Origin of the sequence: Pseudomonas sp. NFACC45, from assembly GCF_900113505.1 — a bacterium.
Lineage (GTDB): Bacteria > Pseudomonadota > Gammaproteobacteria > Pseudomonadales > Pseudomonadaceae > Aquipseudomonas > Aquipseudomonas tehranensis.
Genome location: NZ_FOPO01000012.1, coordinates 261,724 through 284,223, shown reverse-complemented (window position 1 = coordinate 284,223; position 22,500 = coordinate 261,724). Strand labels below are relative to the sequence as shown.

The window sequence follows — 22,500 nt, the reverse complement described above, 5'->3', positions numbered from 1 at the left end:
GACCTGAAGCCCTGCACCTTCGAAACCTACTTAACTCATTGAAACTCAAGGAGTTTTCCGTTTCGACTGCGCCGGAAGTGGGGCGAATTATAGACGTCCAGAATTTGCCGTCAACCCTTAATTTCGTTTTTCTACCCAGCCAGACACAGCTCGCTGAAATCCGCCTTATATATAGACGGAATCGCTGCGATTGCGCAGTATATTGCGCAAACCAGCCTTCCCCCCGCTTTTATCTTGGACGACGCTTAGTAATGACTCTCCCACATCGCAGCCTGGCAACCACCCTTTACCCGGTCGCCCTTCTATTGATTGCCATGGCATCCATCCAGTCGGGGGCTTCACTTGCCAAAAGCATGTTCCCGATTGTGGGCGCACAAGGCACCACGACGCTGCGGCTTATCTTTGCCAGCCTCATCATGCTGCTGTTGCTGCGGCCATGGCGCGCCAAACTCTCAGCACAATCCCTGCGCACCGTGATCGTCTACGGGATGGCGTTGGGCGGCATGAACTTTCTTTTCTATATGTCACTGCAAACGGTTCCGCTGGGAATTGCCGTGGCACTGGAATTCACCGGCCCTCTGGCGGTTGCCATTTACGCTTCGCGTCGGGCCATCGATTTTCTCTGGATTGCCCTGGCGATCACCGGCCTGCTTCTATTGATACCCACTGGAGCCACCAGCAGCGGTATTGACTTGGTCGGCGCTGGTTATGCCCTGGGTGCCGGATTCTGCTGGGCGTTGTACATCCTGTTTGGCCAGAAGGCCGGCGCGGACAACGGCGTGCAAACCGCCGCCCTGGGGGTAATGATCGCGGCCCTCTTCGTCGCGCCTATCGGTATCGTCCACGCAGGGGCCGCATTACTGACGCCGAGCCTGATTCCGATCGCCATTGGCGTCGCCATTCTGTCCACTGCCCTGCCCTACACGCTGGAGATGATCTCCCTCACACGAATGCCAGCCCGTACTTTCGGCACACTCATGAGCATAGAACCTGCCTTCGGTGCTCTGTCAGGACTGGTGTTTCTCCAGGAGTACTTATCCCTGGCTCAGTGGGCCGCCATTGGCTGCATCATCCTGGCGTCAGTCGGCGCAACGCTGACGATGGGTAGCGCCGCGAAGCCCGCCATCGCGGTTGATTGAGGCAGGATTTAACGAAGCTCTGGTATTTACCGCACATTTAGGCCATGTTTAGCCCGTAACCTAATGTCAGACATGGAATTTTCATACAGGACGTCACGAACGCTTAAAACAAAAGCGAACACAATCGCACGCAGACATAAGATCCGCGGCGGTGATAAGGACGGGAATGAAACGAATTTTGATATTGATCGTTGTGCTTGCAATTGCGGGCTGCGCAGCGACCACCAGAACTGAAGTCAAACGCGGTAAAAAGGGTTTGCACATCAACTGCTCCGGCCTGTCCTCGTCCTGGGAACAATGCGCCGCCAGCGCCGCCAATTCATGCGCCCCCAAAGGTTACAGGGTGATCGCAAAGTCGGGCGACGCCGTCGAGGAGCCGGGGGATTATCCTTTCGGACTCAACCCCGCCGGCTATACCAGCCGCAGCATGATCGTCATCTGTAAATAGCCGGCGGGTCAGTCGGGCCGCCGTTCGGCCATTCGACGACTGATCTCATCATGGCTGGACCTGAGGACATCACGCTGGACCTCTGGCGTGGCCAGCATGCGCGCGACCACCAACGCGCCCACGCATTGCGACAGAATGGCCCAGGCCAGGCTTTCGCTTCCCAGTATCCGCGCCCAGCTTTCATGCAAACGACAGATCCATGTTTGCGCCGCCTCCCTCACCTGCACATCCGATCGTGCGATCTCGGCCCCCAGCACCGGCAGCGCACAACCTGCCTCGGGCTGTTCGACGTGACTCATGCTCAGGTACTGCTTGAGACATCGCTCCAGTTTCCGTGAGTCCAGAACCTTCTCACCACTCAAGCGCTCCAGGCTTTGGGCCAACTCTCGCTCGACGATCGTCTTGAAAAGCTCATCCTTGGATGAGAAGTGACTGTAGAACGCCCCACCGCTCAAGCCGATCGCCTTCATCAGGCCATCGACACCGACGGTGGAAAACCCCGATTTCTTGGCGGACATGGCACTGCTGGCGAGCAGTTTCTCTCGGGTCTCCAATTTGTGATTGGCTGAATAACGCATATATCTGGCCTCTGATTGCCCACCTTGACGCTCGTCGGATCTTAGCATAACGTCCGTTTAGCTAACGATCGTTTACCAATGAGGCTAATCATGAATAACAAGAAGGTCGTACTGGTTGTTGGCGCAGGCGATGCAACCGGAGGCGCAATAGCCAAACGTTTTGCGCAGGAAGGTTTCGTGGCCTGTGTTACCCGCCGCAGCGCTGACAAACTCGCGCCATTGGTCGATTCAATTCGGGCTCAGGGCGGTGATGCTCATGGTTTTGCCTGTGACGCGCGCAAGGAAGACGAGGTGATCGCGCTGATCGAGCAAATCGAAAGCCAGATCGGTCCGATTGAAGCCTTTGTATTCAACATCGGCGCCAACGTGCCCTGCAGCATCCTTGAAGAGACCGCGCGCAAATATTTCAAGATTTGGGAGATGGCCTGTTTTTCCGGTTTTCTCAATGCCCGGGAAGTGGCCAAACGCATGGCCTCGCGCCAGCGCGGAACGATTCTGTTCACCGGGGCCACGGCGGGACTGCGTGGGGCTTCAGGGTTCGCCGCCTTTGCAGGGGCCAAACATGGCATCCGCGCATTGGCTCAAAGCATGGCCCGTGAACTGGGCCCGATGAATATTCATGTGGCCCATGTGGTGGTGGACGGCGCCATCGACACCGACTTCATCCGCGATAACTTTCCGGAAAAATATGCAACCAAGGATGCGGACGGCATTCTCAATCCCGAACACATCGCCGACAACTATTGGTATCTGCACACCCAACCCCGCGACGCCTGGACCTTCGAGCTGGACCTGCGTCCCTGGAGCGAACGCTGGTAACCCCCCTCACAATAACAAGAGAGCAGATACCATGAGCAAATCCGTGGAGTTTTTCTTCGACCTCGGCAGCCCGACCACCTACCTGGCCTATACCCAACTACCGACCCTGTGCGCGCAAACCAACAGCCAGTTGATCTATCGTCCGATGCTGCTTGGCGGCGTCTTCAAGGCGACCGGCAATGCGTCACCGGTTACCGTGCCGGCCAAGGGGCCTTATCTATTCAAGGATTTGAATCGCTTCGCCAACCGCTACGGCGTTGACTTCAAGCTCAATCCGCACTTCCCGATCAATACGCTGTTACTGATGCGCGCCGTGACCGGCATGCAACTGCATCATCCCGAACGATTCGAGGCCTTCATCGATTGCCTGTTTCGCGCCCTGTGGGTGGACGGCCGCAATCTCAACGACCCGGCAACAGTCGCGCAGGTTTTGAACCAAAGCAATTTTGATCCCGATCGTGTGCTGGCCCTGACGAGCAACGAGCAGGTCAAGGAAGCACTCAAGATCACCACCGAAGAAGCGATTAAACGGGGCGTGTTCGGCGCCCCGAGCATGTTCGTCGGCGACGAGCTGTTCTTCGGCCAGGATCGACTGGACTTCGTCCGTGAAGCCTTGGGCTGATGCCTTACGTCAGATCGCCAGCGTCCGCGTGTTCAGCCATTGCAGCGCGTCGCCCTCCAGCAACGGACTCAATCGACGCTGAACCTCGGCGTGGTAGGCGTTGAACCAGTCTTTTTCGTCCTGGGTCAGCAAGGACGGCTCCAAGCAGCGCGTGTCGATCGGGCACAGGGTCAGGGTTTCGAACTCGAGGAACTCGCCGAACTCGCTGCTCCCCGCCTCGCGGTTCAACACCAGGTTCTCGATGCGTACCCCCCAACGGCCCGGGCGATAAGTACCCGGTTCGATAGAGGTGATCATGCCCGCCTGCATCGCCGTTTGCGGCGCGGCGGCGGCCTGATAGGCAATCACCTGCGGGCCTTCATGAACGTTGAGAAAGTAACCGACGCCGTGGCCGGTGCCATGACCGTAATCCACCTGCTCGGCCCAGATCGGCGCGCGGGCGATGGCGTCCAGCAACGGCGACAGAATGCCCCGTGGGAATTTGGCGCGAGACAAGGCAATCACGCCCTTGAGCACGCGAGTGCAATCACGCTTCTGCTCCACGGTAGGCGTTCCGACCGGCACCATACGGGTGATGTCGGTGGTACCCCCGAGGTATTGTCCACCGGAATCAATCAGCAGCAAGCCATCGCCCTCGATGACCGCGTGGGCTTGCTCCGTGGCGTGGTAATGGGGCATCGCGCCGTTGGCGTTGAACGCGGCGATGGTATTGAAGCTCAGGGAAACAAACTCCGGCCGACGAGTGCGGGCCGCGGTCAGGTGCTCATCGATGGTCAGTTCGGTGATGCGCTCGCGACCCCAGGCGCTTTCCAGCCAGGCAAAGAACTCGCAGAGCGCCGCGCCGTCCTGCTCCATGGCCCGACGAATGTGCTCGGCGTCGGCCAGGCTTTTGCGGGACTTGGCCAGCGTCGTGGGATTGAGTCCCTCAACCAGCTTCACGCCACTGTCCAGATTATCCAGCAAACCGACCGTGACGCGCGCCGGATCGATTTGCAGGCTCGCGCCATTGGGCACTTCCCGCAATGCGGCAGCGGCCTCACTGTAATCACGCAAGGTCACGCCGTCCTGTTCAAGAACGGCACGCAGTGGTGCATCGACCTTATCCAGGGCCACGAACAGCGTTGCCTGTTGCTGGCTGATCAAGGCAAAGGAAACGAATACGGGGTTGAACGACACATCCGCGCCGCGCAGGTTGAACAGCCAGGCGATGTCATCCAGCGTGGCGATGAAATGCCAGTCGGCGCTGCGCTCCTTGAGGGTTTCGCGCAGCTTGGCGAGTTTCTCGACCCGGCTGACGGTCGCCTGCGGCGGCAGATGGGCATAAACCGGTTGGTTCGGCAGGCTTGGGCGGTCGCTCCAGGCCTCCTTGAGCAGATCCATGTCGGTGCGCAACCGCGCCCCGCGGGCCTCAAGCTTGTCGCTCAGGGTCCGGGCCGACGCCACAGCCATGACCGCGCCATCAACCGCCACCGTTGCACCTTCAGGCGTCTGTTCGGCCAGCCAATCCAGCGGGCCAGCCTGACCGGGAATGAGTTTGACCAATTCAATACCGCTGCCTTCAAGCTCCTTGGTGGCCTGCTCCCAATAACGGCTGTCGGCCCAGACGCCCGCGAAGTCCGCCGTGACGATCAGTGTCCCAACCGAGCCATGAAACCCCGACAGCCATTGCCGTCCTTGCCAATAGCCCGGCAGGTATTCCGACAGATGCGGGTCGGCCGATGGCACCAGCAATGCGTGAATGCCTTCGCGATTCATCAATTGGCGGATTCGGGCCAGGCGCTGGGGAACCAGTCCATGGGTCAAAGGCTCGGTACTCATCATTTCTCCTGATCGTAAATAGTGTTGTTCGCTGGCACCAAGGGCTCTGGATATCAACCACAGCGACTGATCAGCGAGCTTAACAGGCATCCGCCCCAAGCTCAGCCCTCAGCCGATGCTTTCGAGCAGCAACGGATACAACGAGGCGACCAACAACAGCGCCATCCCCCAGTTGAACAGGCGCAGCCAGCGACGATCACGCAAAAGATTGCGTAACAGGCTGCCGCACACCACCCACAGGCTTACGCTCGGCAGGTTGATCAGGGCAAACACCGCGGCGATAACCACCACATTGAAGAAATAACCTTGAAGCGGCGTGTAGGTGCTGATGGCGCCGATGGCCATGATCCAGGCCTTGGGATTGACCCACTGAAACGCCGCCGCCCCCCAATAGCTGATGGGCGTGCTGTCCCCTGGCCGGTTTTCAGAAACTGGCCCGGAGTGGGCGATTTTCCACGCCAGGTACAACAGGTAGGTCGCTCCGACGTAGCGCAGTACGGTGTAGAGCAGAGGGTAGGTCTGGAACACCGCACCCAGGCCAAGACCCACCGCCAGCACCAAGGAAAAGAAGCCGCAGGTGATGCCCAGCATGTGAGGAATCGTGCGGTTGAAACCGAAGTTGACACCCGAGGCCAGCAACATGGTGTTGTTGGGGCCGGGGGTGATCGAAGTCACCAGGGCAAACAGGGCGAAGCCCAGCAACAGGTCTAGCGAAAGAGTCATGGCAGGCGTATCCATTGGGACGGTCAGTCAAGTCATGACCCTACCCCACGTCCTGAGCCAAACCCATGGACAGTTAGGCAAAACTTCGAGCGGTACAGTCTCTCAGCTCGGCCGCCCCGGCAGCTTGATGGCTCGCTCGGCGCTCATTTGCCCCTGGTCGTCGAAACCCACGTTTTTCTGCGAAGGACCGAGCAACTCGGCTTTTTTCGCATGATATTCCTCGAACGACAGCCCCCGGCGATTCAAGGCTTCAAGGGCCAGTTCACGGGTTTCTTCGGCGGTGTAGGGGCGCAACTCCGGCGACGAAGAAGCGCAGCCGCTCAACACAGTGGCCGTTAACAGCAGCAAAACAGCAAAAGTCCGATTCATGGCAAGTATCCAATGTTCTGAAGTGGGGCAATGAACAAAGGCTACCCGCCGGCTCTGCACGGCAGAAATCACCCCTTTTGATAGTGGGTATCGCTGACGCGGATCGTCCGTTGCACTTAACCGACCAACTGGCAATGCAGCGCGTTGTCGGCACTGCGTTCGATGTTGCGCAACACCTGGAACGAGCCAAATGTCACGGCCTTGGCCCTATGGGCCTGGATCAGCCGCCAGAAATCCTGCTCACCGCGCTCGAAACTCTGAAACGCCGCTTCGCCCGCCTCGCGGTTTTGCCAATGCAAATAGTTGAGAACCCGTCGTCCGTCCTCGCTGACCTGAATACTGGCACTCAGAAATCCCGCATGCCCCCGGGCCAGGCGCTCGGTCTGTTCTGACAGGGCCGTCACCAGCGCCTGTTGCCATTGAGGTTCGATGTCGAACTCCATCAACTGGGTAAAACTCTGATTGTTCCTTGGTGATTGCATGGAAGGTCCTCGCTGTACGTAGGGCGGATCTTGCGGTCCGATGGCGTGCAGGGTAAAACCTCTAGTTAACTCAAGGTCAAGCAGAGAATGTAGGCGATGACACAGATAAACGCCCACAAAGAACTTACCGTCGGCCAAGTGGCCGCCCGCAGCGGCGTGGCCGTGACTGCCCTGCACTTCTATGAATCCAAGGGACTGATCAAAAGTAATCGTAACCAGGGCAACCAACGCCGCTATCCACGAGAAGTGTTGCGGCGCGTGGCGCTGATCAAGGTCGCCCAAGGCCTGGGCATTCCGTTGGCCGAAATCGGCAACGCCTTGAAAACCTTGCCGGACGACCGCGCGCCAACGGCGAACGACTGGAAGATCCTTTCAGCCCAGTGGAGCCGCGAGCTGGATCAGCGCATCAACCACTTGATGGCGCTGCGCGATCGACTCAACGGCTGCATCGGTTGCGGTTGCCTGTCGATGGAAGGTTGCCCGCTGCGCAATCAGGGCGATGTGTTGGGCAAGCGCGGGCCGGGAGCGCATCTGCTGGACCCGCCGTGAAACGCTCGTCGGGTCATGCGCCGCCCCCAACTCACTGTCCTATAGTGGATGGGCGCAAATCGGCCAAGGCCTCTGCGCCTCCCCATCACAAAAAGGAGAATCGTCATGGGTGTCAAAGCCATTCCTGAAGGTTTCCACAGCATCACGCCCTACCTGGGCATCCAAAAAGCCGCCGAAGCCATCGATTTCTACAAAAAAGCCTTCAATGCCACCGAGGTCATGCGCCTGGACATGCCGAACGGGGACGTCGGTCATGCCGAGCTGCGGATTGGCGATTGCCCGATCATGCTCGGCACGCCTTGTGACCAAGGGCCACTGCGTAGCCCCGAGCAATCAGTACCGGTAGGTCTGCATCTCTATGTCGAAGATGTGGACAATGCGTTCGCCCAAGCGATTGCCGCTGGTGGCACGGTGATTTCCGAGGTCAAGGATCAATTCTATGGTGATCGCAGCGGCACCTTGAAAGACCCCTTTGGGCATGTGTGGTTTCTGGCTACGCACAAGGAGGATCTGACTCAGGAACAGATTGAACAGCGGGCCAGGGCGATGTTTCAACAGCAGGGCTGACGGCTCACCTGCTCTTGTGGCCAGGGGATCTACCCCCTGGCCAGAGTTTTTTGCGTGTTTCGCCTATTCGGTTGGCTTCAGAATGGGTGGAAATAGCTGCGATCAGTAAACGCGAAACATTTTCTTTCATCTTTCGCTTCGGGATTTCCGTTGCTCGTTCGTCTTAATTAGATGCAGCAGGCCGCGTCGGCAAAAGCCACGGCCGGTTTTTTCAGGGTTCAAGGGATTACGAAGCCCGTAATACCGAGCCTTTCATCGAATCAAGACGTTCAAACCATGTCGAAGAAATCCCGCTCCAAACTCTGGTTCCTGGTTCATAGCTGGTTGGCACTGCCCATCTGGTTTTTCGTCCTCATCGTTTGCGTCACCGGCACGCTGGCGGTGGTCAGCCAGGAAATCGTCTGGCTGGTCAATCCTGAGATGCGCGCCAGCAAACCCTCGGACGACGCAGCGCTGCTCAGCTACGACCAGGTCGTCGCCGCCATCAAGCAAGCCCAGGCGCAAACCCAGGTGCAGAGCATCGTACGCCCGGATGAGTCGCATTTTGCCCTGGAGGTCGGCGTGACCTACCCCGACGGGCGCCCCGACAAGATCTACGTCAACCCATACAGCGGCATCATCCAGGGCTCGGCGCCGACGTTCAATTTCAAAGGCTTTACCCGTGCCTTGCATGGCTGGTGGCTGGTGCCGTTCACCAATGGTTACAGCTGGGGATGGTACCTGGTGTCACTCCTCGGCCTGCCGCTGCTGGCATCCCTGGTGACCGGGCTGGTGGTCTACAAGCGTTTCTGGAAGGGTTTTTTCCGTCCGACCCTGCGGATCCGCCACGGCGCACGCATTTTCTGGGGCGATTTCCACAGGCTCAGCGGCATCTGGTCGATCTGGTTCATCGCGGTCATTTCCATTACCGGCACCTGGTTCCTGATCGAGGCGTTGCTGTCGGACAACCAGATTTCCATTTCCAGCGCACCGGTCATTCCGGTGGTATCACGTGAAAGTGTCCCGCTGTCAGCCGACGGTACCGCGCCACCACAACTGAACCTGGACCGCGCGATTGAAATCGCCCGCCAGCAAATCCCTGGCCTGGAAACGAGTTTTGTCAGCCTCCCCGGCAACGCTTATAGCCATTTGGAAATCGGTGGACGCGGTTGGTATCCGTTGATGTTCCAGACCGCCACCATCAATCCCTATAACGGTGAGATCGCCGCTTCGCGATTGCTGTCGGACCGCACAGCGCTGGAGTTCGTCACCGAATCCATGCGTCCGTTGCACACCGGGGACTTCGGCGGCATCTGGATCAAGCTCATCTGGTTCTTCTTTGGTCTGGTCCTGAGCATGATGGTGCTCAGCGGACTGCTGATCTGGACCAAGCGCACCGCCCTGGCCACCGCAAACGCCTTCAAGCGCAACCAAAAACCCTCACGGGAGGCCCGGACTTCGTCGCTCTTGCAGCCGTCCATTCATCGTGAATCACCGGAGGGCAACCTGTGACCTCATCCACCACCGCCACGCCCCCGTCACGCCTGAGTCTGTTCTGGCACAAATGGCGATTCCACATCAACGTGCTGTTGTTGCTGATTCCTCTGGGTTTCATGCCCAAGTATTTTTCCGAGGCCGCGTTGTTCCGCGGCGATGCCGGGCTGGGTGAACGGGAAGTCGGCGAAGTCCAGGTCGGACCGTGGAGCCTGCGCCTGGCCGAATTTCGCGACGAAGCCCCTCGCCTCAACGGCCCGGCCGGGCACATGAAGCATTTCAACGCCGCGCTGTGCCAAAGCTGCATCAGCCAGGTCAAGGCCACTTATCTACGCATCGGCAAACCTCGCAGCCTGCGGGCCGCCGGGGTGATTTTCTTCGGTTCGCCCTATCGCATGGGCGCCTTGTTGCCGGTGCCGCAAAAAACCCGGCCCGACGCCGAACTGTGGATCACCCTTGAAGGCTGGGACGGTTCGATGCACCAGGCCTCCATTCCCCTGAGCCAGGCCTCCCCGGCCACTGTTGCCTGGCTGAAGTCCCAAGGAGCCCGACCATGACCCTGCGCACTTACCTCAACGGCCTGGCGCTGCTGCTCTGCGCAGGTGCCAGCAGCAACGCCCTGGCCCATAACCCGATGTGTGAATGCAAGGCCATCGACGCTGAGCAGATCCAGTGCACCGGCGGTTTTTCCGACGGCAGTGGCGCGCCCGGGGTGACCCTGGATGTGATCGGCTACGACGAAACCATCCTGGTGCCAGGCAAACTTGGCGCCGATTCCACGCTGACGTTCAAGAAGCCCAACGCCGAGTTCTACGTACTCTTCGACGCCGGCCCCGGCCACGTGGTGGAAATCGACCAAGCCGATATCGAGGCCCCATGAGCAATCCCACCACCCAAGTGATCCGCCCCGTCGGCGCCGGCCATGAAACCCTGTATGTGTTGCTGCTGTGCCTGATCATCATTCTGGTGGCCGGGTCGGTAGTGGCCTGGCACGGTGAAACCCAGGACGTCAGCGATGTGCCAGCCCATCAAGTTGACGCCCGCCGCGATCTCAGCGCTGCCGAGCAAGGCATCTATGCCGACCTGCGGGTGACCCTGGATGAGATCCGTCTGCTACGCGAAGACCAACAGTCCCTGCCCACCCCGAAAATCCTGGCCGAAGAGGGCTTTGCCCCGTTCGCTCAGGACGCCAGCTCCGTCAGTCGAGGCGGACATGTCTGGCGGCAGGTTGAGAACCGGGCCTACTTCGGCGCCAGTGCAAATCCATCCGTCGCCGGTTCATTTCTGATGCGCATCGGCGAAGCATCCGACGCCGCCCCGGACATCTGGCTCAATCGCGGCAACAGCGTCGCCGTCTCCAGCGATCTGGACGATAGCGCTTTGTCCGCCGCCGGCTGGAAACAGATCGTCGCGCAGTTCGACGCCGGCGTAACCCGCCAGCACCGGCACTGACCCCACGCCCTCATTCGAGAGAAGACCGTTTGCCCATGTCTATTGCATTTCAACGCCGCCCTTTGCTGGGCCTGCTGCTGATCGGCCTGCTCGCCTGCCTGTTTACCCCACTGGCCAGCGCCGAAGCGGCCAAGCGCCTGCGTATCGGCATCACCCTGCACCCTTATTACAGCTACGTGGCCAACATCGTCGGCGACAAGGCCGAAGTGGTACCGCTGATCCCGGCCGGTTTCAACCCTCATGCCTATGAGCCGCGTGCCGAGGACATCAAGCGCATCAGTGGTCTCGATGTGATCGTGCTCAACGGCGTAGGCCATGACGACTTCGCCGACCGGATGATCGCCGCCAGCGAAACTCCGAACGTGAAGGTGATCGAAGCCAACGAAAATGTACCGTTGCTCGCCGCCACCGGTATCGCCGCCCGGGGCGCCGGCAAGGTCGTGAACCCGCATACCTTCCTGTCCATCAGCGCCTCCATTGCCCAGGTCAATAACATCGCCCGGGAACTGGGCAAGCTTGATCCGGACAACGCCCGCGCCTACACCCAGAACGCCCGCGCCTATGGCAAGCGCCTGCGGCAAATGCGGGCCGCGGCCCTGGCAAAGCTGACCCAGGCCCCCAATGCCGAGTTGCGGGTCGCCACGGTCCACGCCGCCTACGATTACCTGCTGCGCGAGTTCGGCCTGGAGGTCACCGCCGTGGTCGAGCCGGCCCATGGCATCGAGCCAAGCCCGAGCCAGCTGAAAAAAACCATCGACCAACTGCGTGAGCTGGACGTAAAAGTGATCTTCTCGGAGATGGACTTTCCGTCCACCTACGTCGACACCATCCAGCGGGAGTCGGGGGTAAAACTGTACCCGCTCTCGCACATTTCCTACGGAGACTACAGCGCCGAGAAGTATGAAAAGGAAATGACCGGCAACCTCGACACCGTGGTCCGGGCCATTCAGGAGTCCGGCGCATGACTGTCCAGGAAACGCTCACCTTGCAACACGTCGGTCCCTTGATCGAGTTCGGCGATGTCAGCCTGAACCTGGGCCGCACCATAATTCTCGACGCGGTGGCCTTCCAGGTGCAGCCGGGCAGCATTCATGCGCTGGTGGGCCCGAACGGTGGGGGCAAAAGTTCGCTGATCAAGACCTTGCTGGGGCAGATGCCCCACCAGGGACGTTTGAGCCTGCAATGGCCGGGTGAGCCCGGTGTCATCGGTTATGTGCCCCAGGCCCTGGAATTCGACCGCGGCCTGCCTATGACCGTGGATGATTTCATGGCAGCGATGTGCCAACGCCGGCCGGCCTTTCTCGGCCTGAGCAAGCACTACGTCGGCGCCATCGGCCAGGCCCTGGAACGGGTCGGCATGCAGGACAAGCGCAAGCGGCGCATGGGCGCACTGTCCGGCGGTGAACGCCAGCGGGTGTTGCTGGCCCAGGGGCTGATTCCTGCACCGCAACTGCTGGTGCTGGATGAACCGATGTCTGCGCTGGACGAGGCCGGTATCCAGGTGTTTGAACAACTGCTGCGAGACTGGCGCCAGGCCGGCATTACGGTGCTGTGGATCGAACACGACCTGGAAGCCGTCGGGCGCCTGGCTGACCGCGTCACCGGGCTGAACCGCCGCGTGCTGTTCGATGGCCCACCGCGCCAGACCCTGACGCCGGAGCGTCTGCTGACGCTGTTCTCCACTCACCCACGCACGAACGGGAGCGCCGCCTGATGAGTTACGAAGCCTTTCGTTTGATGGTCCAGGGTTGGGCCTCGTCCGGTTATCTGCCCGAGGCGCTGGCCTACGGTTTTGTGGTCAATGCGTTGCTCGCCGGGCTGTTGATCGGTCCAGTCCTGGGAGGCCTCGGCACCCTGGTGGTGGTCAAACGCTTCGCGTTTTTCTCCGAAGCGGTGGGCCACGCGGCGCTGACCGGGGTGGCGGTGGGCATCCTGCTCGGCGAACCCTACACCGGGCCCTACGGCAGCCTGTTCGGCTATTGCCTGCTGTTCGGCATCCTGCTCAATTACCTGCGCAACCGCACCGGCCTGGCACCGGACACGCTGATCGGCGTGTTCCTCTCGGTGTCCCTGGCCCTGGGCGCCAGCCTGCTGCTGGTCCTGGCGGGCAAGATCAACGTACACATCCTGGAGAACGTGCTGTTCGGCTCGGTACTGACGGTCAATGGCAATGACCTGCTGGTGCTGGCGGTGGTCGGTTCACTGGTGATGGCGCTGGCGTTGCCGCTGTACAACCGCATCATGCTCGCCAGTTTCAACCCGCAACTGGCGGCTGTGCGCGGGGTGGCGGTCAAGACCCTGGATTATCTGTTCGTGGTGTTGGTCACGCTGATCACCGTGGCGGCGGTAAAAGTCATCGGCGCGATTCTGGTGGGGGCCTTGCTGGTGATTCCGGCAGCGGCGGCGCGCCTGCTCAGCCAGTCGTTGAAGGGTTTTTTCTGGTGCTCCGTGCTGATCGCAACCGTCAGCACCCTGTGCGGGATTCTTGCGCCGATTGTCTTCGACCTGCCGATCCCATCCGGAGCCGCGATCATCCTGGTGGCCGGCATCGCATTCGCCCTGGCCGCCATTGCCCGGGGTGTTGTCCCCAGCCTCAAAGGGAATCTTGGATAAATGGTTTTTTCATTGCGACAACTGACCCTGGCCGTCGCGTTGTGCGGCGTGGCCGTCACCTCGTCATTCGCCAGCGAAAAGGTTCGTCTGCTGGCATCGCTGCCAGTCACCTACGGCTTGGGTGAAGCGTTGCTCAAGGGCACCGATGTCAGCCTGGAGCGCGCCGCACCGGCCAATCTTCCCGGTACGCGCCAGAATGCCTACTTCAGCGGCCGTGGCGCGCCAGCCCTGAGTAAACTGGCCCGCGATGCCGACGCCGTGATCGGTCTGCGCTCGTTGTGGCCGGATGATCCGCTGTACCCCATGGCCCGACGCAGCAACATCCGCATCGTCGAAGTCGATGCCGCCCGCCCGGTGGACGGCGCCCTGCCGGGCATTGCCGTGCAATCGGGATCGGCCGATGGCCTGGCGAGCCAACCGTGGATGGCCAGCCATAACCTGGGGCGGATGGCCGATGTCATCGCCGCCGACCTGGTGCGTCTGGCTCCGACGGCCAAACCGAAGGTCGACGCCAACCTGGCGGCGCTCAAGCAACGCCTGCTCAAGCTCAGTGCCGACAGTGAAAAGCGTCTGGCCAGTGCCGACAACCTGAGCGTGGTCAGCCTGAGCGAGCATTTCGGCTACTTGATCAGTGGCTTGAATCTGGACGGGATCAACACCGATGCCCGGCCTGACGCCGACTGGACACCTGAAGCCCTCAAACAGTTGACCGCGATGCTGAAAGACAACGACGTGGCCTTGGTGCTGCATCATCGCCAACCGTCGGAGGCGCTGAACACCGCCATTACCGAGGGGGGCAGCCAATTGCTGGTGCTCAGCACCGACGCCGACGACCCCGTGGCGGAGCTGGAGAGCAATGTGGGACTGGTGGTCGCGGCGCTGGCGGGTAGTTAATCGTAGGAATGCGGTCAATTGTGGGAGCGGGCTTGCTCGCGATGGCGGTGGAACAGGCGACATCAATGCTGACTGTGCCGGCCTCATCGCGAGCAGGCTCGCTCCCACAAGGGATTTGCAGCGGACCCAGAATTCAAATCCATCACAGATTTGTGGGAGCCGAGCTTGCTCGCGATTGCGGTGGATCAGCTGTATCAATGTTGAATGTCTGACCGCTTTCGCGAGCAAGCCCGCTCCCACAGGTTTTATGTCAGCTCAGGACATCCCCCGGCACCCGTACAAAGCCTTCCATCAATACCCGCGCACTGCGGCTCATGATGGCCTTTTTCACGGTCCATTCGCCAGTGACCTGGCTGGCCTCGGCGCCGACGCGCAAGGTGCCGGAGGGATGGCCGAAGCGCACAGCGTTGCGGTCGATGCCGCCGGCCGCCAGGTTCACCAGCGTGCCGCTGATCGCCGCCGCCGTACCGATGGCGACCGCCGCGGTGCCCATCATCGCGTGGTGCAGTTTGCCCATGGACAGTGCTCGCACCAGCAAGTCGACGTCTTGCGCCTTCACCGCCTTGCCGCTGGAAGAGATGTAGTCCGCCGGCGGTGCGACAAACGCCACTTTGGGTGTGTGCTGGCGCTGGGCGGCTTCGTCCAGGTGCTGAATCAGGCCCATGCGCAAGGCGCCGTGGGCGCGGATGGTTTCGAACATCGCCAGGGCCTTGGGATCGCCATTGATGGCGTTCTGCAGTTCAGTGCCGGTGTAACCGACGTCCCGGGCATTGATGAAGATCGTCGGGATGCCGGCGTTGATCAGGGTCGCCTTGAAGGTACCAACACCCGGCACCTCAAGGTCGTCCACCAGGTTGCCGGTGGGGAACATCGAGCCACCACCGCCCTCTTCCTCGGCCGCCGGGTCCATGAATTCCAGTTGCACTTCAGCCGCCGGAAAGGTCACGCCGTCGAGCTCGAAGTCACCGGTTTCCTGCACCGCACCGTTGGTGATGGGCACATGGGCGATGATGGTCTTGCCGATGTTGGCCTGCCAGATCCGCACTACCGCCACGCCGTTTTGCGGAATACGGCCGGCTTCCACCAGACCGCTGCTGATGGCAAACGAACCGACCGCCGCCGACAGGTTGCCGCAATTGCCGCTCCAGTCCACGAATGGCTTGTCGATGGACACCTGACCGAACAGGTAATCGACGTCGTGGTCCGCCCGAGTGCTCTTGGACAGGATCACGGTTTTGCTGGTGCTGGACGTCGCCCCGCCCATGCCGTCGATCTGCTTCTCGTACGGATCCGGGCTGCCGATCACCCGCAGCAACAGCGCATCCCGGACCGGGCCGGGGACGCGGGCCGCTTGCGGCAGGTCTTGCAGACTGAAAAACACGCCTTTGCTGGTGCCGCCACGCATATAAGTGGCCGGGATTCTGATTTGCGGTGCGTGAGCCATGATGCTCCTTAAGCGGACACCCGTTGGTGTGCGCAGCAGTGATTTTTAAACGGCAACCGCCGATTCGAGAAAGTCCTGGGCGAAGCGTTGCAATACGCCGCCGGCTTCGTAGATCGACACTTCTTCGGCGGTATCGAGACGGCAGGTCACCGGGACCTCAACGCGCTCACCGTTCTTGCGGGTGATGACCAGGGTCAGCGTCGCACGCGGGGTGCGCTCGCCGATCACGTCATAGACCTCACTGCCGTCGATGCCCAGGGTCTTGCGATCGGTGCCCGGCTGGAACTCCAGCGGCAACACCCCCATCCCCACCAGATTGGTGCGATGGATACGTTCGAAACCTTCCGCGGCAATCGCCTCGACACCGGCCAGACGCACTCCCTTGGCCGCCCAGTCCCGGGACGAACCCTGGCCATAGTCGGCACCGGCAATGATGATCAGCGGCTGCTTGCGCTCCATGTAGGTTTCTATGGCTTCCCACATGCGCATGACCTTGCCTTCCGGTTCGACTCGGGCCAGGGAGCCCTGCTTGACCTTGCCGTTTTCCTGGACCATCTCGTTGAACAGTTTCGGGTTGGCAAAGGTCGCGCGTTGCGCGGTCAAGTGGTCGCCCCGATGGGTTGCGTAAGAGTTGAAGTCTTCTTCCGGCAGGCCCATTTTCGCCAGGTATTCGCCGGCGGCGCTGTCGAGCATGATGGCGTTGGACGGCGACAGGTGATCGGTGGTGATGTTGTCCGGCAGCACCGCCAGCGGGCGCATGCCCTTGAGTGGCCGCTCACCGGCCAATGCCCCTTCCCAGTACGGTGGGCGACGGATGTAGGTGCTCTGTGGACGCCAGTCATACAGCGGCGTGACTTTCGGCCCGGTGTCTTCCTGGATGGCGAACATCGGGATGTACACCTGGCGGAACTGCTCCGGCTTCACCGAGGCCTTGACCACCGCATCGATTTCTTCGTCGCTCGGCCAGATGTCCTTGAGGCGAATCTCGCGACCGTCCACCACGCCCAGCACATCCTTTTCGATGTCGAAGCGGATGGTCCCGGCGATGGCATACGCGACCACCAGCGGCGGCGAGGCAAGGAACGCCTGCTTGGCGTACGGATGGATACGCCCATCGAAGTTGCGGTTGCCCGACAGCACGGCGGTGGCGTACAGGTCGCGGTCGATGATTTCCTGTTGGATCACCGGGTCCAGTGCACCGGACATGCCGTTGCAGGTGGTGCAGGCGAACGCCACCACGCCGAAACCCAGCTTCTCAAGTTCGGAGGTCAGGCCGGCTTCATCCAGGTACAGCGCCACGGTTTTCGAACCGGGTGCCAGGGATGACTTGACCCATGGCTTGCGGGTCAGGCCCAGGCGATTGGCGTTGCGCGCCAGCAGGCCGGCAGCGATCACGTTGCGCGGGTTGCTGGTGTTGGTGCAACTGGTGATGGCAGCGATGATCACGGCGCCGTCGGGCATTTGCCCGGGCACATCGTCCCACTGACCGGAGATACCCTTGGCGGCCAGATCCGAAACCGCGACGCGGGCGTGGGGGTTGCTGGGACCCGCCATGTTGCGCACCACCGACGATAGATCAAAGGTCAAGCCGCGCTCGTATTGCGCGCCCTTGAGCGTGTCGGCCCACAGGCCAGTCTGTTTGGCGTAGGTCTCGACCAGTTGCACCTGCGCGTCTTCGCGGCCAGTGAGTTTCAGGTAATCGATGGTCTGTTGGTCGATGTAGAACATCGCCGCCGTAGCGCCATATTCCGGGGCCATGTTGGAAATGGTCGCACGGTCGCCCAGGGTCAGCGCTTGGGCGCCCTCACCGAAAAACTCCAGCCAGGCACCGACGACTTTTTGCTTACGCAGGAATTCGGTCAGCGCCAGCACCATGTCGGTGGCGGTGATGCCCGGTTGCAGCTTGCCGGTCAGCTCAACGCCAATGATTTCCGGCAGGCGCATCCACGAGGCGCGACCGAGCATGACGCTTTCGGCTTCCAGGCCGCCGACGCCGATGGCGATCACGCCCAAGGCATCGACGTGAGGGGTGTGGCTGTCAGTGCCCACGCAGGTATCGGGGAACGCCACGCCGTCACGCTGCTGAATCACCGGCGACATTTTTTCCAGGTTGATCTGGTGCATGATCCCGTTACCCGGCGGAATGACGTCGACGTTCTTGAAGGCTTTCTTGGTCCAGTTGATGAAGTGAAAGCGGTCTTCGTTGCGCCGATCTTCGATGGCGCGGTTCTTGGCGAACGCCTGGGGATCGGCCCCACCGCTTTCCACCGCCAGAGAGTGGTCGACGATCAGTTGGGTCGGCACCACCGGATTGACCTGCGCCGGATCGCCACCCTGCAGGGCAATGGCGTCGCGCAGGCCGGCCAGGTCCACCAGGGCGGTCTGGCCGAGGATGTCATGGCACACCACCCGGGCCGGAAACCACGGGAAATCCAGATCGCGCTTGCGCTCGATCAGTTGCGTCAGCGATTCGCCCAGCGTGGCCGGGTCGCAGCGACGCACCAGGTTTTCCGCCAGCACGCGGGAGGTGTATGGCAGGCCATCGTAAGCGCCCGGCCGGATGGCATCCACGGCCTCACGAACGTCGAAATAATCCAGCGAAGTGCCGGGCAGCGGTTTGCGAAATTCTGTGTTCATCGTCAGCACTCGGGTCACGGTGGTTTCAGAAGGGGCTGGCGCAACCGCTGAAGTGAACTCGATCAACTGTGGGAGCGGGCTTGCTCGCGAAGGCGGTGCATCAGTCGACATCGATGTTGAATGTCAGTCCGTCTTCGCGAGCAAGCCCGCTCCCACATGGAGGGTCGGTTCCTTCAGTCGCAGCGTCAGCGCCCTCCAGTTCAGCGTTGTTCGATTGGCACGAACTTGCGCTGTTCGACGCCGGTGTATTCGGCGCTCGGTCGGATGATGCGGTTGTTGGCACGTTGTTCGTAGACGTGGGCGGCCCAGCCGGTCAGGCGTGAACAAACGAAGATCGGCGTGAACAGCTTGGTCGGGATGCCCATGAAGTGGTACGCCGAGGCATGGTAGAAATCGGCGTTGGGAAACAGTTTCTTCTGCTCCCACATGGTCTTGTCGATGGCCTCGGAAACCGGGAACAGCACTGTGTCACCCACCTCGTCGGCAAGTTTTTTCGACCAGCCCTTGATCACCTCGTTGCGCGGGTCGTTGTCCTTATAGATCGCGTGGCCGAAGCCCATGATCTTGTCCTTGCGCTCGAGCATCCCCAAAGTGCCCTTGATCGCCTCCTCGGGCGACTTGAAGCGCTGGATCATTTCCATCGCTGCTTCGTTGGCCCCACCATGCAACGGGCCGCGTAGCGAACCGATGGCGGCGGTGATGCAGGAAAACAGGTCAGACAGGGTCGAGGCACATACCCGCGCCGTGAAGGTCGAGGCGTTGAACTCGTGCTCGGCATACAGAATCAGCGAGACGTTCATCACCTTGACGTGCAACTCGCTGGGCTTCTTGCCATGCAGCAGGTGCAGGAAATGGCCGCCGATGGAGGTTTCGTCGGTCACACACTCGATGCGCAGGCCTTCGTGGCTGAAGCGGTACCAGTAGCACATGATCGCCGGGAACGCGGCCAACAGGCGGTCGGTCTTGTCATGCTGTTCGGAGAAACTCTGCTCCGGCTCCAGGTTGCCCAGGAACGAGCAGCCAGTGCGCATCACGTCCATTGGGTGGGCGTCGGCGGGAATGCGCTCCAGCACCTCTTTCAAGGCCTGGGGCAAGTCCCGCAATTGGCTCAGCTTGCCTGTGTAGGCGTCCAGTTGCGCCTGGGTCGGCAGCTCGCCGTACAGCAGCAGGTAAGCCACTTCTTCAAATTGCGCGTCAGCCGCCAGCTCGCGAACGTCATAGCCGCGATAGGTCAGGCCGGCACCCGACTGGCCTACGGTGGACAGTGCGGTTTGCCCGGCTACCTGGCCACGGAGCCCGGCGCCACTGAGTATTTTTGCTTCGGCCATTTGCTGTCTCCCGTTTTTAGATTTGTAGAGAATGAGGGGAAAGATCGCAGCCTCGTTGCACTCGGCAGCTCCTACAGGGCGTTGCTCGGCAACGTAGGAGCTGTCGAGCGAAGCGAGGCTGCGATGGTTTCATTTTTTCGCCGCGAACAACGCATCGAGCTTCTGCTCGAAGGTGTGGTAGTCGATGCGATCGTAAAGCTCCATGCGAGTCTGCATGGTGTCGATGACGTTCTGTTGCGTGCCGTCGCGGCGAATCGCCGTGTAGACGTTCTCGGCCGCTTTGTTCATGGCGCGAAAGGCCGACAGCGGGTACAGCACCAGGGACACGTCGGCTCCCGCCAGTTGTTCGGTGGTGTACAGCGGTGTCGCGCCAAATTCCGTGATGTTGGCCAGGATCGGCGCTTTCACGCGGCTCGCGAACAGTTTGTACATCTCAAGTTCGGTAATGGCTTCCGGAAAGATCATGTCGGCGCCGGCCTCGATGCATGCGGCGGCGCGGTCCAGGGCCGATTCCAAGCCCTCCACGGCCAGGGCATCGGTACGGGCCATGATCACGAAGCTGTCATCGGTGCGCGCGTCGACGGCGGCTTTGATGCGGTCGACCATTTCCTGTTGCGAGACGATCTCTTTGTTCGGACGGTGGCCGCAGCGCTTGGCGCCGACCTGGTCTTCAATATGGATGGCCGCCGCGCCGAACTTGATCATCGACTTGACCGTGCGAGCCACGTTGAACGCCGAGGAGCCAAACCCGGTGTCCACGTCCACCAGCAACGGCAGGTCGCAGACGTCGGTGATACGGCGCACATCGGTCAGCACGTCATCCAGGCCGGTGATGCCCAGGTCCGGCACGCCGAGGGAGCCGGCCGCCACGCCGCCGCCCGACAGATAGATCGCCTTGAAACCGGCGCGTTTGGCCAGCAGCGCATGGTTGGCGTTGATCGTGCCCACCACTTGCAGCGGATGCTCGTTGGCGACCGCATCGCGAAAACGCTGGCCTGGAGTGCTGTTGCTCATGACTCACCTCGTTCAGTGGCGGCGCTGTCCTGGAAATGACGCGCGATGTTGCGTTTGGAAGCGCCGATGTGCCGGCGCATCAATAATTCAGCCAGTTCACCGTCACGGTCGGCGATGGCATCAAGAATCCGGTGGTGCTCGGCAAAGGCCTGGCGCGGACGGTTGGGCGTGGTGGAAAACTGGATGCGGTACATGCGCACCAATTGATACAGCTCGCCGCAGAGCATTTGGGTCAGGGTGCGGTTGCCGCTGCCCTGGATGATCCGGTAATGAAAATCGAAGTCGCCTTCCTGCTGGTAATAGCCGACACCGGCCTGGAACGCCGCGTCGCGCTCATGGGTTTCCAGGACCCGGCGCAGCTCGTCGATTTCTTCCACGGTCATGCGCTCGGCCGCCAGACGGCAGGCCATGCCTTCCAAGGACTCGCGGATTTCATAGAGTTCCAGCAATTCGGCATGGCTCAGGGAGACCACTCTGGCGCCCACGTGAGGCACCCGCACCAGCAGGCGCTGGCCTTCCAGGCGATGGATCGCCTCGCGCAGCGGGCCGCGACTGATGCCGTAGGTGCGTGCCAGTTCGGGCTCGGAGATCTTGCTGCCAGGCGCGATATCGCCTCGCACGATTGCGGCCTGGATACGCCGGAAGACGTTCTCGGAAAGGGTTTCCGATTCTTCCTGGGGCAGGACTGGGGATTCAAGCTGATCGAGCATATTGTCGACACCTTACAAATCTATGAGGCAAAAACTAACCAATCAACACCAATACGTCAAAGAAAAATTAGATATTGTCGACAATCGTCTAATAAGCGCCTCTGCCATAACCCCGTACGTGGGATAACCGGTAACGTCCGGGTGGCGGTGGCGTCAGAAAACCACCGTGCTAGAATGCCGCCGCCATTTGCCGCTCTGCGTCTATTAGAGAAGGCAACCCAGGGAGCTTGTGCAGTAATGCCAGGGCCTGAACCGACGAACGGAACACTGTGCATCAGGATTTATGACACTCAAGCCCTTAACTGCTGTCCTTTGTTTCACGTGCCTGCCGGGGCTTGCCCTGGCGGGTGAAAAAACCGTGTACGGCCTCAATGAATACGCCGCCCTGCAGGGCATCGACCTGGAAGTGGCCGCCAAGCTGGACACCGGCGCCAAAACCGCTTCGCTCAGCGCCCGGGACATCAAGCGCTTCAAACGCGATGGCGAATCCTGGGTGCGCTTTTACCTGGCCATCGACGCGGCGCATTCGCACCCTATCGAACGTCCGCTGGCCCGGGTCAGCAAGATCAAACGCCGCGCCGGCGACTATGATCCCGAAGAAGGCAAGAACTACACGGCTCGGCCGGTCATCGAGCTGGACATCTGCATGGGCTCGGCCCTGCGTAGCATCGAAGTGAACCTCACCGACCGCAGTGCTTTCCAATACCCGCTACTGATCGGCTCCGAAGCCCTCAAACGCTTCGACGCGCTGGTCGACCCCAGTCTCAAATACGCTGCCGGCAAACCCGCCTGCGCCAATGCCGCTCAAACCGCAGAGTAAT

At 60.9% G+C, this 22,500-nt stretch carries 25 protein-coding genes; 15 read left to right on the top strand and 10 right to left on the bottom strand.

Annotation, left to right across the window (positions count from 1 at the left end; translation table 11 throughout):
• The first annotated feature begins 251 nt into the window (after positions 1–251).
• Positions 252–1,139 carry a threonine/homoserine exporter RhtA gene (rhtA, locus tag BM132_RS22675; protein ID WP_092399853.1) on the top strand — a complete coding sequence of 296 codons (888 nt, stop codon included), beginning with the start codon at positions 252–254 and terminating at the stop codon, positions 1,137–1,139.
• Between the two features lie 166 nt (positions 1,140–1,305).
• Positions 1,306–1,587: a hypothetical protein gene (locus BM132_RS22670; protein WP_092458872.1), complete on the top strand. Its 282-nt coding sequence runs from the start codon at positions 1,306–1,308 to the stop codon at positions 1,585–1,587.
• Between the two features lie 8 nt (positions 1,588–1,595).
• On the opposite strand, the gene BM132_RS22665 is transcribed toward BM132_RS22670, so the two are convergent.
• Complete coding sequence (locus BM132_RS22665) at positions 1,596–2,165, bottom strand: TetR/AcrR family transcriptional regulator (RefSeq protein ID WP_092399857.1); 570 nt, start codon at positions 2,163–2,165, stop codon at positions 1,596–1,598.
• 90 nt (positions 2,166–2,255) lie between these two features.
• Between BM132_RS22665 and BM132_RS22660 the strand changes: the two genes are divergently transcribed.
• Entirely contained in the window at positions 2,256–2,984 is a 729-nt protein-coding gene (locus BM132_RS22660; RefSeq protein WP_092458870.1) for an SDR family oxidoreductase, read from the top strand.
• Between the two features lie 31 nt (positions 2,985–3,015).
• Positions 3,016–3,606 carry a 2-hydroxychromene-2-carboxylate isomerase gene (locus BM132_RS22655; protein ID WP_092458868.1) on the top strand — a complete coding sequence of 197 codons (591 nt, stop codon included), beginning with the start codon at positions 3,016–3,018 and terminating at the stop codon, positions 3,604–3,606.
• A gap of 9 nt (positions 3,607–3,615) precedes the next feature.
• On the opposite strand, the gene BM132_RS22650 is transcribed toward BM132_RS22655, so the two are convergent.
• The 4 genes from BM132_RS22650 to BM132_RS22635 form a co-directional block, all read right to left on the bottom strand.
• Complete coding sequence (locus BM132_RS22650) at positions 3,616–5,424, bottom strand: aminopeptidase P family protein (RefSeq protein WP_092458866.1); 1,809 nt, start codon at positions 5,422–5,424, stop codon at positions 3,616–3,618.
• Between the two features lie 108 nt (positions 5,425–5,532).
• Positions 5,533–6,147 (bottom strand): LysE family translocator, encoded by a 615-nt coding sequence (locus BM132_RS22645; protein ID WP_047228293.1) that lies wholly within the window; start codon positions 6,145–6,147, stop codon positions 5,533–5,535.
• Between the two features lie 102 nt (positions 6,148–6,249).
• Positions 6,250–6,516, bottom strand: a complete 267-nt coding sequence (locus BM132_RS22640) for a hypothetical protein (protein ID WP_092399865.1) — start codon at positions 6,514–6,516, stop codon at positions 6,250–6,252.
• A 116-nt stretch (positions 6,517–6,632) separates the two neighbouring features.
• Complete coding sequence (locus tag BM132_RS22635) at positions 6,633–6,998, bottom strand: antibiotic biosynthesis monooxygenase (protein WP_047228291.1); 366 nt, start codon at positions 6,996–6,998, stop codon at positions 6,633–6,635.
• Positions 6,999–7,094: 96 nt separating this feature from the next.
• Here BM132_RS22635 and soxR point away from each other — a divergent pair, with 96 nt between their 5' ends.
• The 10 genes from soxR to BM132_RS22585 all read left to right on the top strand — a co-directional run bounded on the left by soxR (position 7,095) and on the right by BM132_RS22585 (position 14,546).
• Positions 7,095–7,547, top strand: coding sequence for a redox-sensitive transcriptional activator SoxR (gene soxR, locus BM132_RS22630; RefSeq protein ID WP_092399869.1), 453 nt, complete (start codon positions 7,095–7,097; stop codon positions 7,545–7,547).
• 105 nt (positions 7,548–7,652) lie between these two features.
• A complete protein-coding gene (locus BM132_RS22625) occupies positions 7,653–8,114 on the top strand; it encodes a VOC family protein (RefSeq protein WP_092458864.1) in 462 nt (153 codons plus the stop codon).
• Between the two features lie 276 nt (positions 8,115–8,390).
• Positions 8,391–9,605: a PepSY-associated TM helix domain-containing protein gene (locus BM132_RS22620; protein WP_092458862.1), complete on the top strand. Its 1,215-nt coding sequence runs from the start codon at positions 8,391–8,393 to the stop codon at positions 9,603–9,605.
• Positions 9,602–10,144 carry a thiamine pyrophosphate-binding protein gene (locus tag BM132_RS22615; RefSeq protein WP_092458860.1) on the top strand — a complete coding sequence of 181 codons (543 nt, stop codon included), beginning with the start codon at positions 9,602–9,604 and terminating at the stop codon, positions 10,142–10,144. The genes BM132_RS22620 and BM132_RS22615 overlap by 4 nt, the downstream gene beginning before the upstream one ends.
• Positions 10,141–10,467, top strand: a complete 327-nt coding sequence (locus tag BM132_RS22610; protein ID WP_092399877.1) for a hypothetical protein — start codon at positions 10,141–10,143, stop codon at positions 10,465–10,467. The genes BM132_RS22615 and BM132_RS22610 overlap by 4 nt, the downstream gene beginning before the upstream one ends.
• Positions 10,464–11,039, top strand: a complete 576-nt coding sequence (locus tag BM132_RS22605; protein ID WP_092458858.1) for a DUF6162 family protein — start codon at positions 10,464–10,466, stop codon at positions 11,037–11,039. Before BM132_RS22610 ends, BM132_RS22605 begins: the two co-directional genes overlap by 4 nt.
• Positions 11,040–11,074: 35 nt before the next feature.
• On the top strand, positions 11,075–12,004 hold the full coding sequence (locus BM132_RS22600; protein WP_092399881.1) for a metal ABC transporter substrate-binding protein: 930 nt from the start codon (positions 11,075–11,077) through the stop codon (positions 12,002–12,004).
• A complete protein-coding gene (locus BM132_RS22595; RefSeq protein ID WP_092458856.1) occupies positions 12,001–12,753 on the top strand; it encodes a metal ABC transporter ATP-binding protein in 753 nt (250 codons plus the stop codon). Before BM132_RS22600 ends, BM132_RS22595 begins: the two co-directional genes overlap by 4 nt.
• Positions 12,753–13,652, top strand: a complete 900-nt coding sequence (locus BM132_RS22590) for a metal ABC transporter permease (RefSeq protein WP_092458854.1) — start codon at positions 12,753–12,755, stop codon at positions 13,650–13,652. The genes BM132_RS22595 and BM132_RS22590 overlap by 1 nt, the downstream gene beginning before the upstream one ends.
• Positions 13,653–14,546 (top strand): metal ABC transporter solute-binding protein, Zn/Mn family, encoded by an 894-nt coding sequence (locus BM132_RS22585; protein ID WP_092458852.1) that lies wholly within the window; start codon positions 13,653–13,655, stop codon positions 14,544–14,546.
• Positions 14,547–14,796: 250 nt separating this feature from the next.
• Here the strand turns inward: BM132_RS22585 and prpF are convergent, their stop codons facing one another.
• The 5 genes from prpF to BM132_RS22555 all read right to left on the bottom strand — a co-directional run bounded on the left by prpF (position 14,797) and on the right by BM132_RS22555 (position 21,679).
• The gene (prpF, locus tag BM132_RS22580; protein WP_092458851.1) at positions 14,797–15,990 is read right to left on the bottom strand and encodes a 2-methylaconitate cis-trans isomerase PrpF; all 1,194 of its coding nucleotides are present in this window, start codon (positions 15,988–15,990) and stop codon (positions 14,797–14,799) included.
• A 45-nt stretch (positions 15,991–16,035) separates the two neighbouring features.
• Positions 16,036–18,627 (bottom strand): Fe/S-dependent 2-methylisocitrate dehydratase AcnD, encoded by a 2,592-nt coding sequence (acnD, locus tag BM132_RS22575; protein WP_092458849.1) that lies wholly within the window; start codon positions 18,625–18,627, stop codon positions 16,036–16,038.
• Between the two features lie 200 nt (positions 18,628–18,827).
• Positions 18,828–19,955 (bottom strand): bifunctional 2-methylcitrate synthase/citrate synthase, encoded by a 1,128-nt coding sequence (prpC, locus tag BM132_RS22565; RefSeq protein ID WP_092458845.1) that lies wholly within the window; start codon positions 19,953–19,955, stop codon positions 18,828–18,830.
• A 129-nt stretch (positions 19,956–20,084) separates the two neighbouring features.
• Positions 20,085–20,969 carry a methylisocitrate lyase gene (gene prpB, locus BM132_RS22560; protein ID WP_047228278.1) on the bottom strand — a complete coding sequence of 295 codons (885 nt, stop codon included), beginning with the start codon at positions 20,967–20,969 and terminating at the stop codon, positions 20,085–20,087.
• Entirely contained in the window at positions 20,966–21,679 is a 714-nt protein-coding gene (locus BM132_RS22555; RefSeq protein WP_092458843.1) for a GntR family transcriptional regulator, read from the bottom strand. The genes prpB and BM132_RS22555 overlap by 4 nt, the downstream gene beginning before the upstream one ends.
• A 283-nt stretch (positions 21,680–21,962) precedes the next feature.
• Between BM132_RS22555 and BM132_RS22550 the strand changes: the two genes are divergently transcribed.
• On the top strand, positions 21,963–22,499 hold the full coding sequence (locus BM132_RS22550) for a retropepsin-like aspartic peptidase RloA (RefSeq protein WP_092458841.1): 537 nt from the start codon (positions 21,963–21,965) through the stop codon (positions 22,497–22,499).
• Position 22,500 lies beyond the last annotated feature (1 nt).

What these genes read in the sequence shown, in the direction of transcription:
- rhtA (WP_092399853.1), top strand. Translation starts at nt 252, where the DNA reads ATGACTCTCCCACATCGCAGCCTGGCAACCACCCTTTACCCGGTCGCC.
- BM132_RS22590 (WP_092458854.1), top strand. Translation starts at nt 12,753, where the DNA reads ATGAGTTACGAAGCCTTTCGTTTGATGGTCCAGGGTTGGGCCTCGTCC.
- acnD (WP_092458849.1), bottom strand. Translation starts at nt 18,627, where the DNA reads ATGAACACAGAATTTCGCAAACCGCTGCCCGGCACTTCGCTGGATTAT.
- BM132_RS22645 (WP_047228293.1), bottom strand. Translation starts at nt 6,147, where the DNA reads ATGACTCTTTCGCTAGACCTGTTGCTGGGCTTCGCCCTGTTTGCCCTG.
- BM132_RS22660 (WP_092458870.1), top strand. Translation starts at nt 2,256, where the DNA reads ATGAATAACAAGAAGGTCGTACTGGTTGTTGGCGCAGGCGATGCAACC.
- prpF (WP_092458851.1), bottom strand. Translation starts at nt 15,990, where the DNA reads ATGGCTCACGCACCGCAAATCAGAATCCCGGCCACTTATATGCGTGGC.
- BM132_RS22635 (WP_047228291.1), bottom strand. Translation starts at nt 6,998, where the DNA reads ATGCAATCACCAAGGAACAATCAGAGTTTTACCCAGTTGATGGAGTTC.
- prpB (WP_047228278.1), bottom strand. Translation starts at nt 20,969, where the DNA reads ATGAGCAACAGCACTCCAGGCCAGCGTTTTCGCGATGCGGTCGCCAAC.
- BM132_RS22655 (WP_092458868.1), top strand. Translation starts at nt 3,016, where the DNA reads ATGAGCAAATCCGTGGAGTTTTTCTTCGACCTCGGCAGCCCGACCACC.
- soxR (WP_092399869.1), top strand. Translation starts at nt 7,095, where the DNA reads ATGACACAGATAAACGCCCACAAAGAACTTACCGTCGGCCAAGTGGCC.
- BM132_RS22555 (WP_092458843.1), bottom strand. Translation starts at nt 21,679, where the DNA reads ATGCTCGATCAGCTTGAATCCCCAGTCCTGCCCCAGGAAGAATCGGAA.
- BM132_RS22600 (WP_092399881.1), top strand. Translation starts at nt 11,075, where the DNA reads ATGTCTATTGCATTTCAACGCCGCCCTTTGCTGGGCCTGCTGCTGATC.
- BM132_RS22670 (WP_092458872.1), top strand. Translation starts at nt 1,306, where the DNA reads ATGAAACGAATTTTGATATTGATCGTTGTGCTTGCAATTGCGGGCTGC.
- BM132_RS22640 (WP_092399865.1), bottom strand. Translation starts at nt 6,516, where the DNA reads ATGAATCGGACTTTTGCTGTTTTGCTGCTGTTAACGGCCACTGTGTTG.
- BM132_RS22550 (WP_092458841.1), top strand. Translation starts at nt 21,963, where the DNA reads ATGACACTCAAGCCCTTAACTGCTGTCCTTTGTTTCACGTGCCTGCCG.
- BM132_RS22665 (WP_092399857.1), bottom strand. Translation starts at nt 2,165, where the DNA reads ATGCGTTATTCAGCCAATCACAAATTGGAGACCCGAGAGAAACTGCTC.
- BM132_RS22610 (WP_092399877.1), top strand. Translation starts at nt 10,141, where the DNA reads ATGACCCTGCGCACTTACCTCAACGGCCTGGCGCTGCTGCTCTGCGCA.
- BM132_RS22595 (WP_092458856.1), top strand. Translation starts at nt 12,001, where the DNA reads ATGACTGTCCAGGAAACGCTCACCTTGCAACACGTCGGTCCCTTGATC.
- prpC (WP_092458845.1), bottom strand. Translation starts at nt 19,955, where the DNA reads ATGGCCGAAGCAAAAATACTCAGTGGCGCCGGGCTCCGTGGCCAGGTA.
- BM132_RS22585 (WP_092458852.1), top strand. Translation starts at nt 13,653, where the DNA reads ATGGTTTTTTCATTGCGACAACTGACCCTGGCCGTCGCGTTGTGCGGC.
- BM132_RS22620 (WP_092458862.1), top strand. Translation starts at nt 8,391, where the DNA reads ATGTCGAAGAAATCCCGCTCCAAACTCTGGTTCCTGGTTCATAGCTGG.
- BM132_RS22625 (WP_092458864.1), top strand. Translation starts at nt 7,653, where the DNA reads ATGGGTGTCAAAGCCATTCCTGAAGGTTTCCACAGCATCACGCCCTAC.
- BM132_RS22650 (WP_092458866.1), bottom strand. Translation starts at nt 5,424, where the DNA reads ATGAGTACCGAGCCTTTGACCCATGGACTGGTTCCCCAGCGCCTGGCC.
- BM132_RS22605 (WP_092458858.1), top strand. Translation starts at nt 10,464, where the DNA reads ATGAGCAATCCCACCACCCAAGTGATCCGCCCCGTCGGCGCCGGCCAT.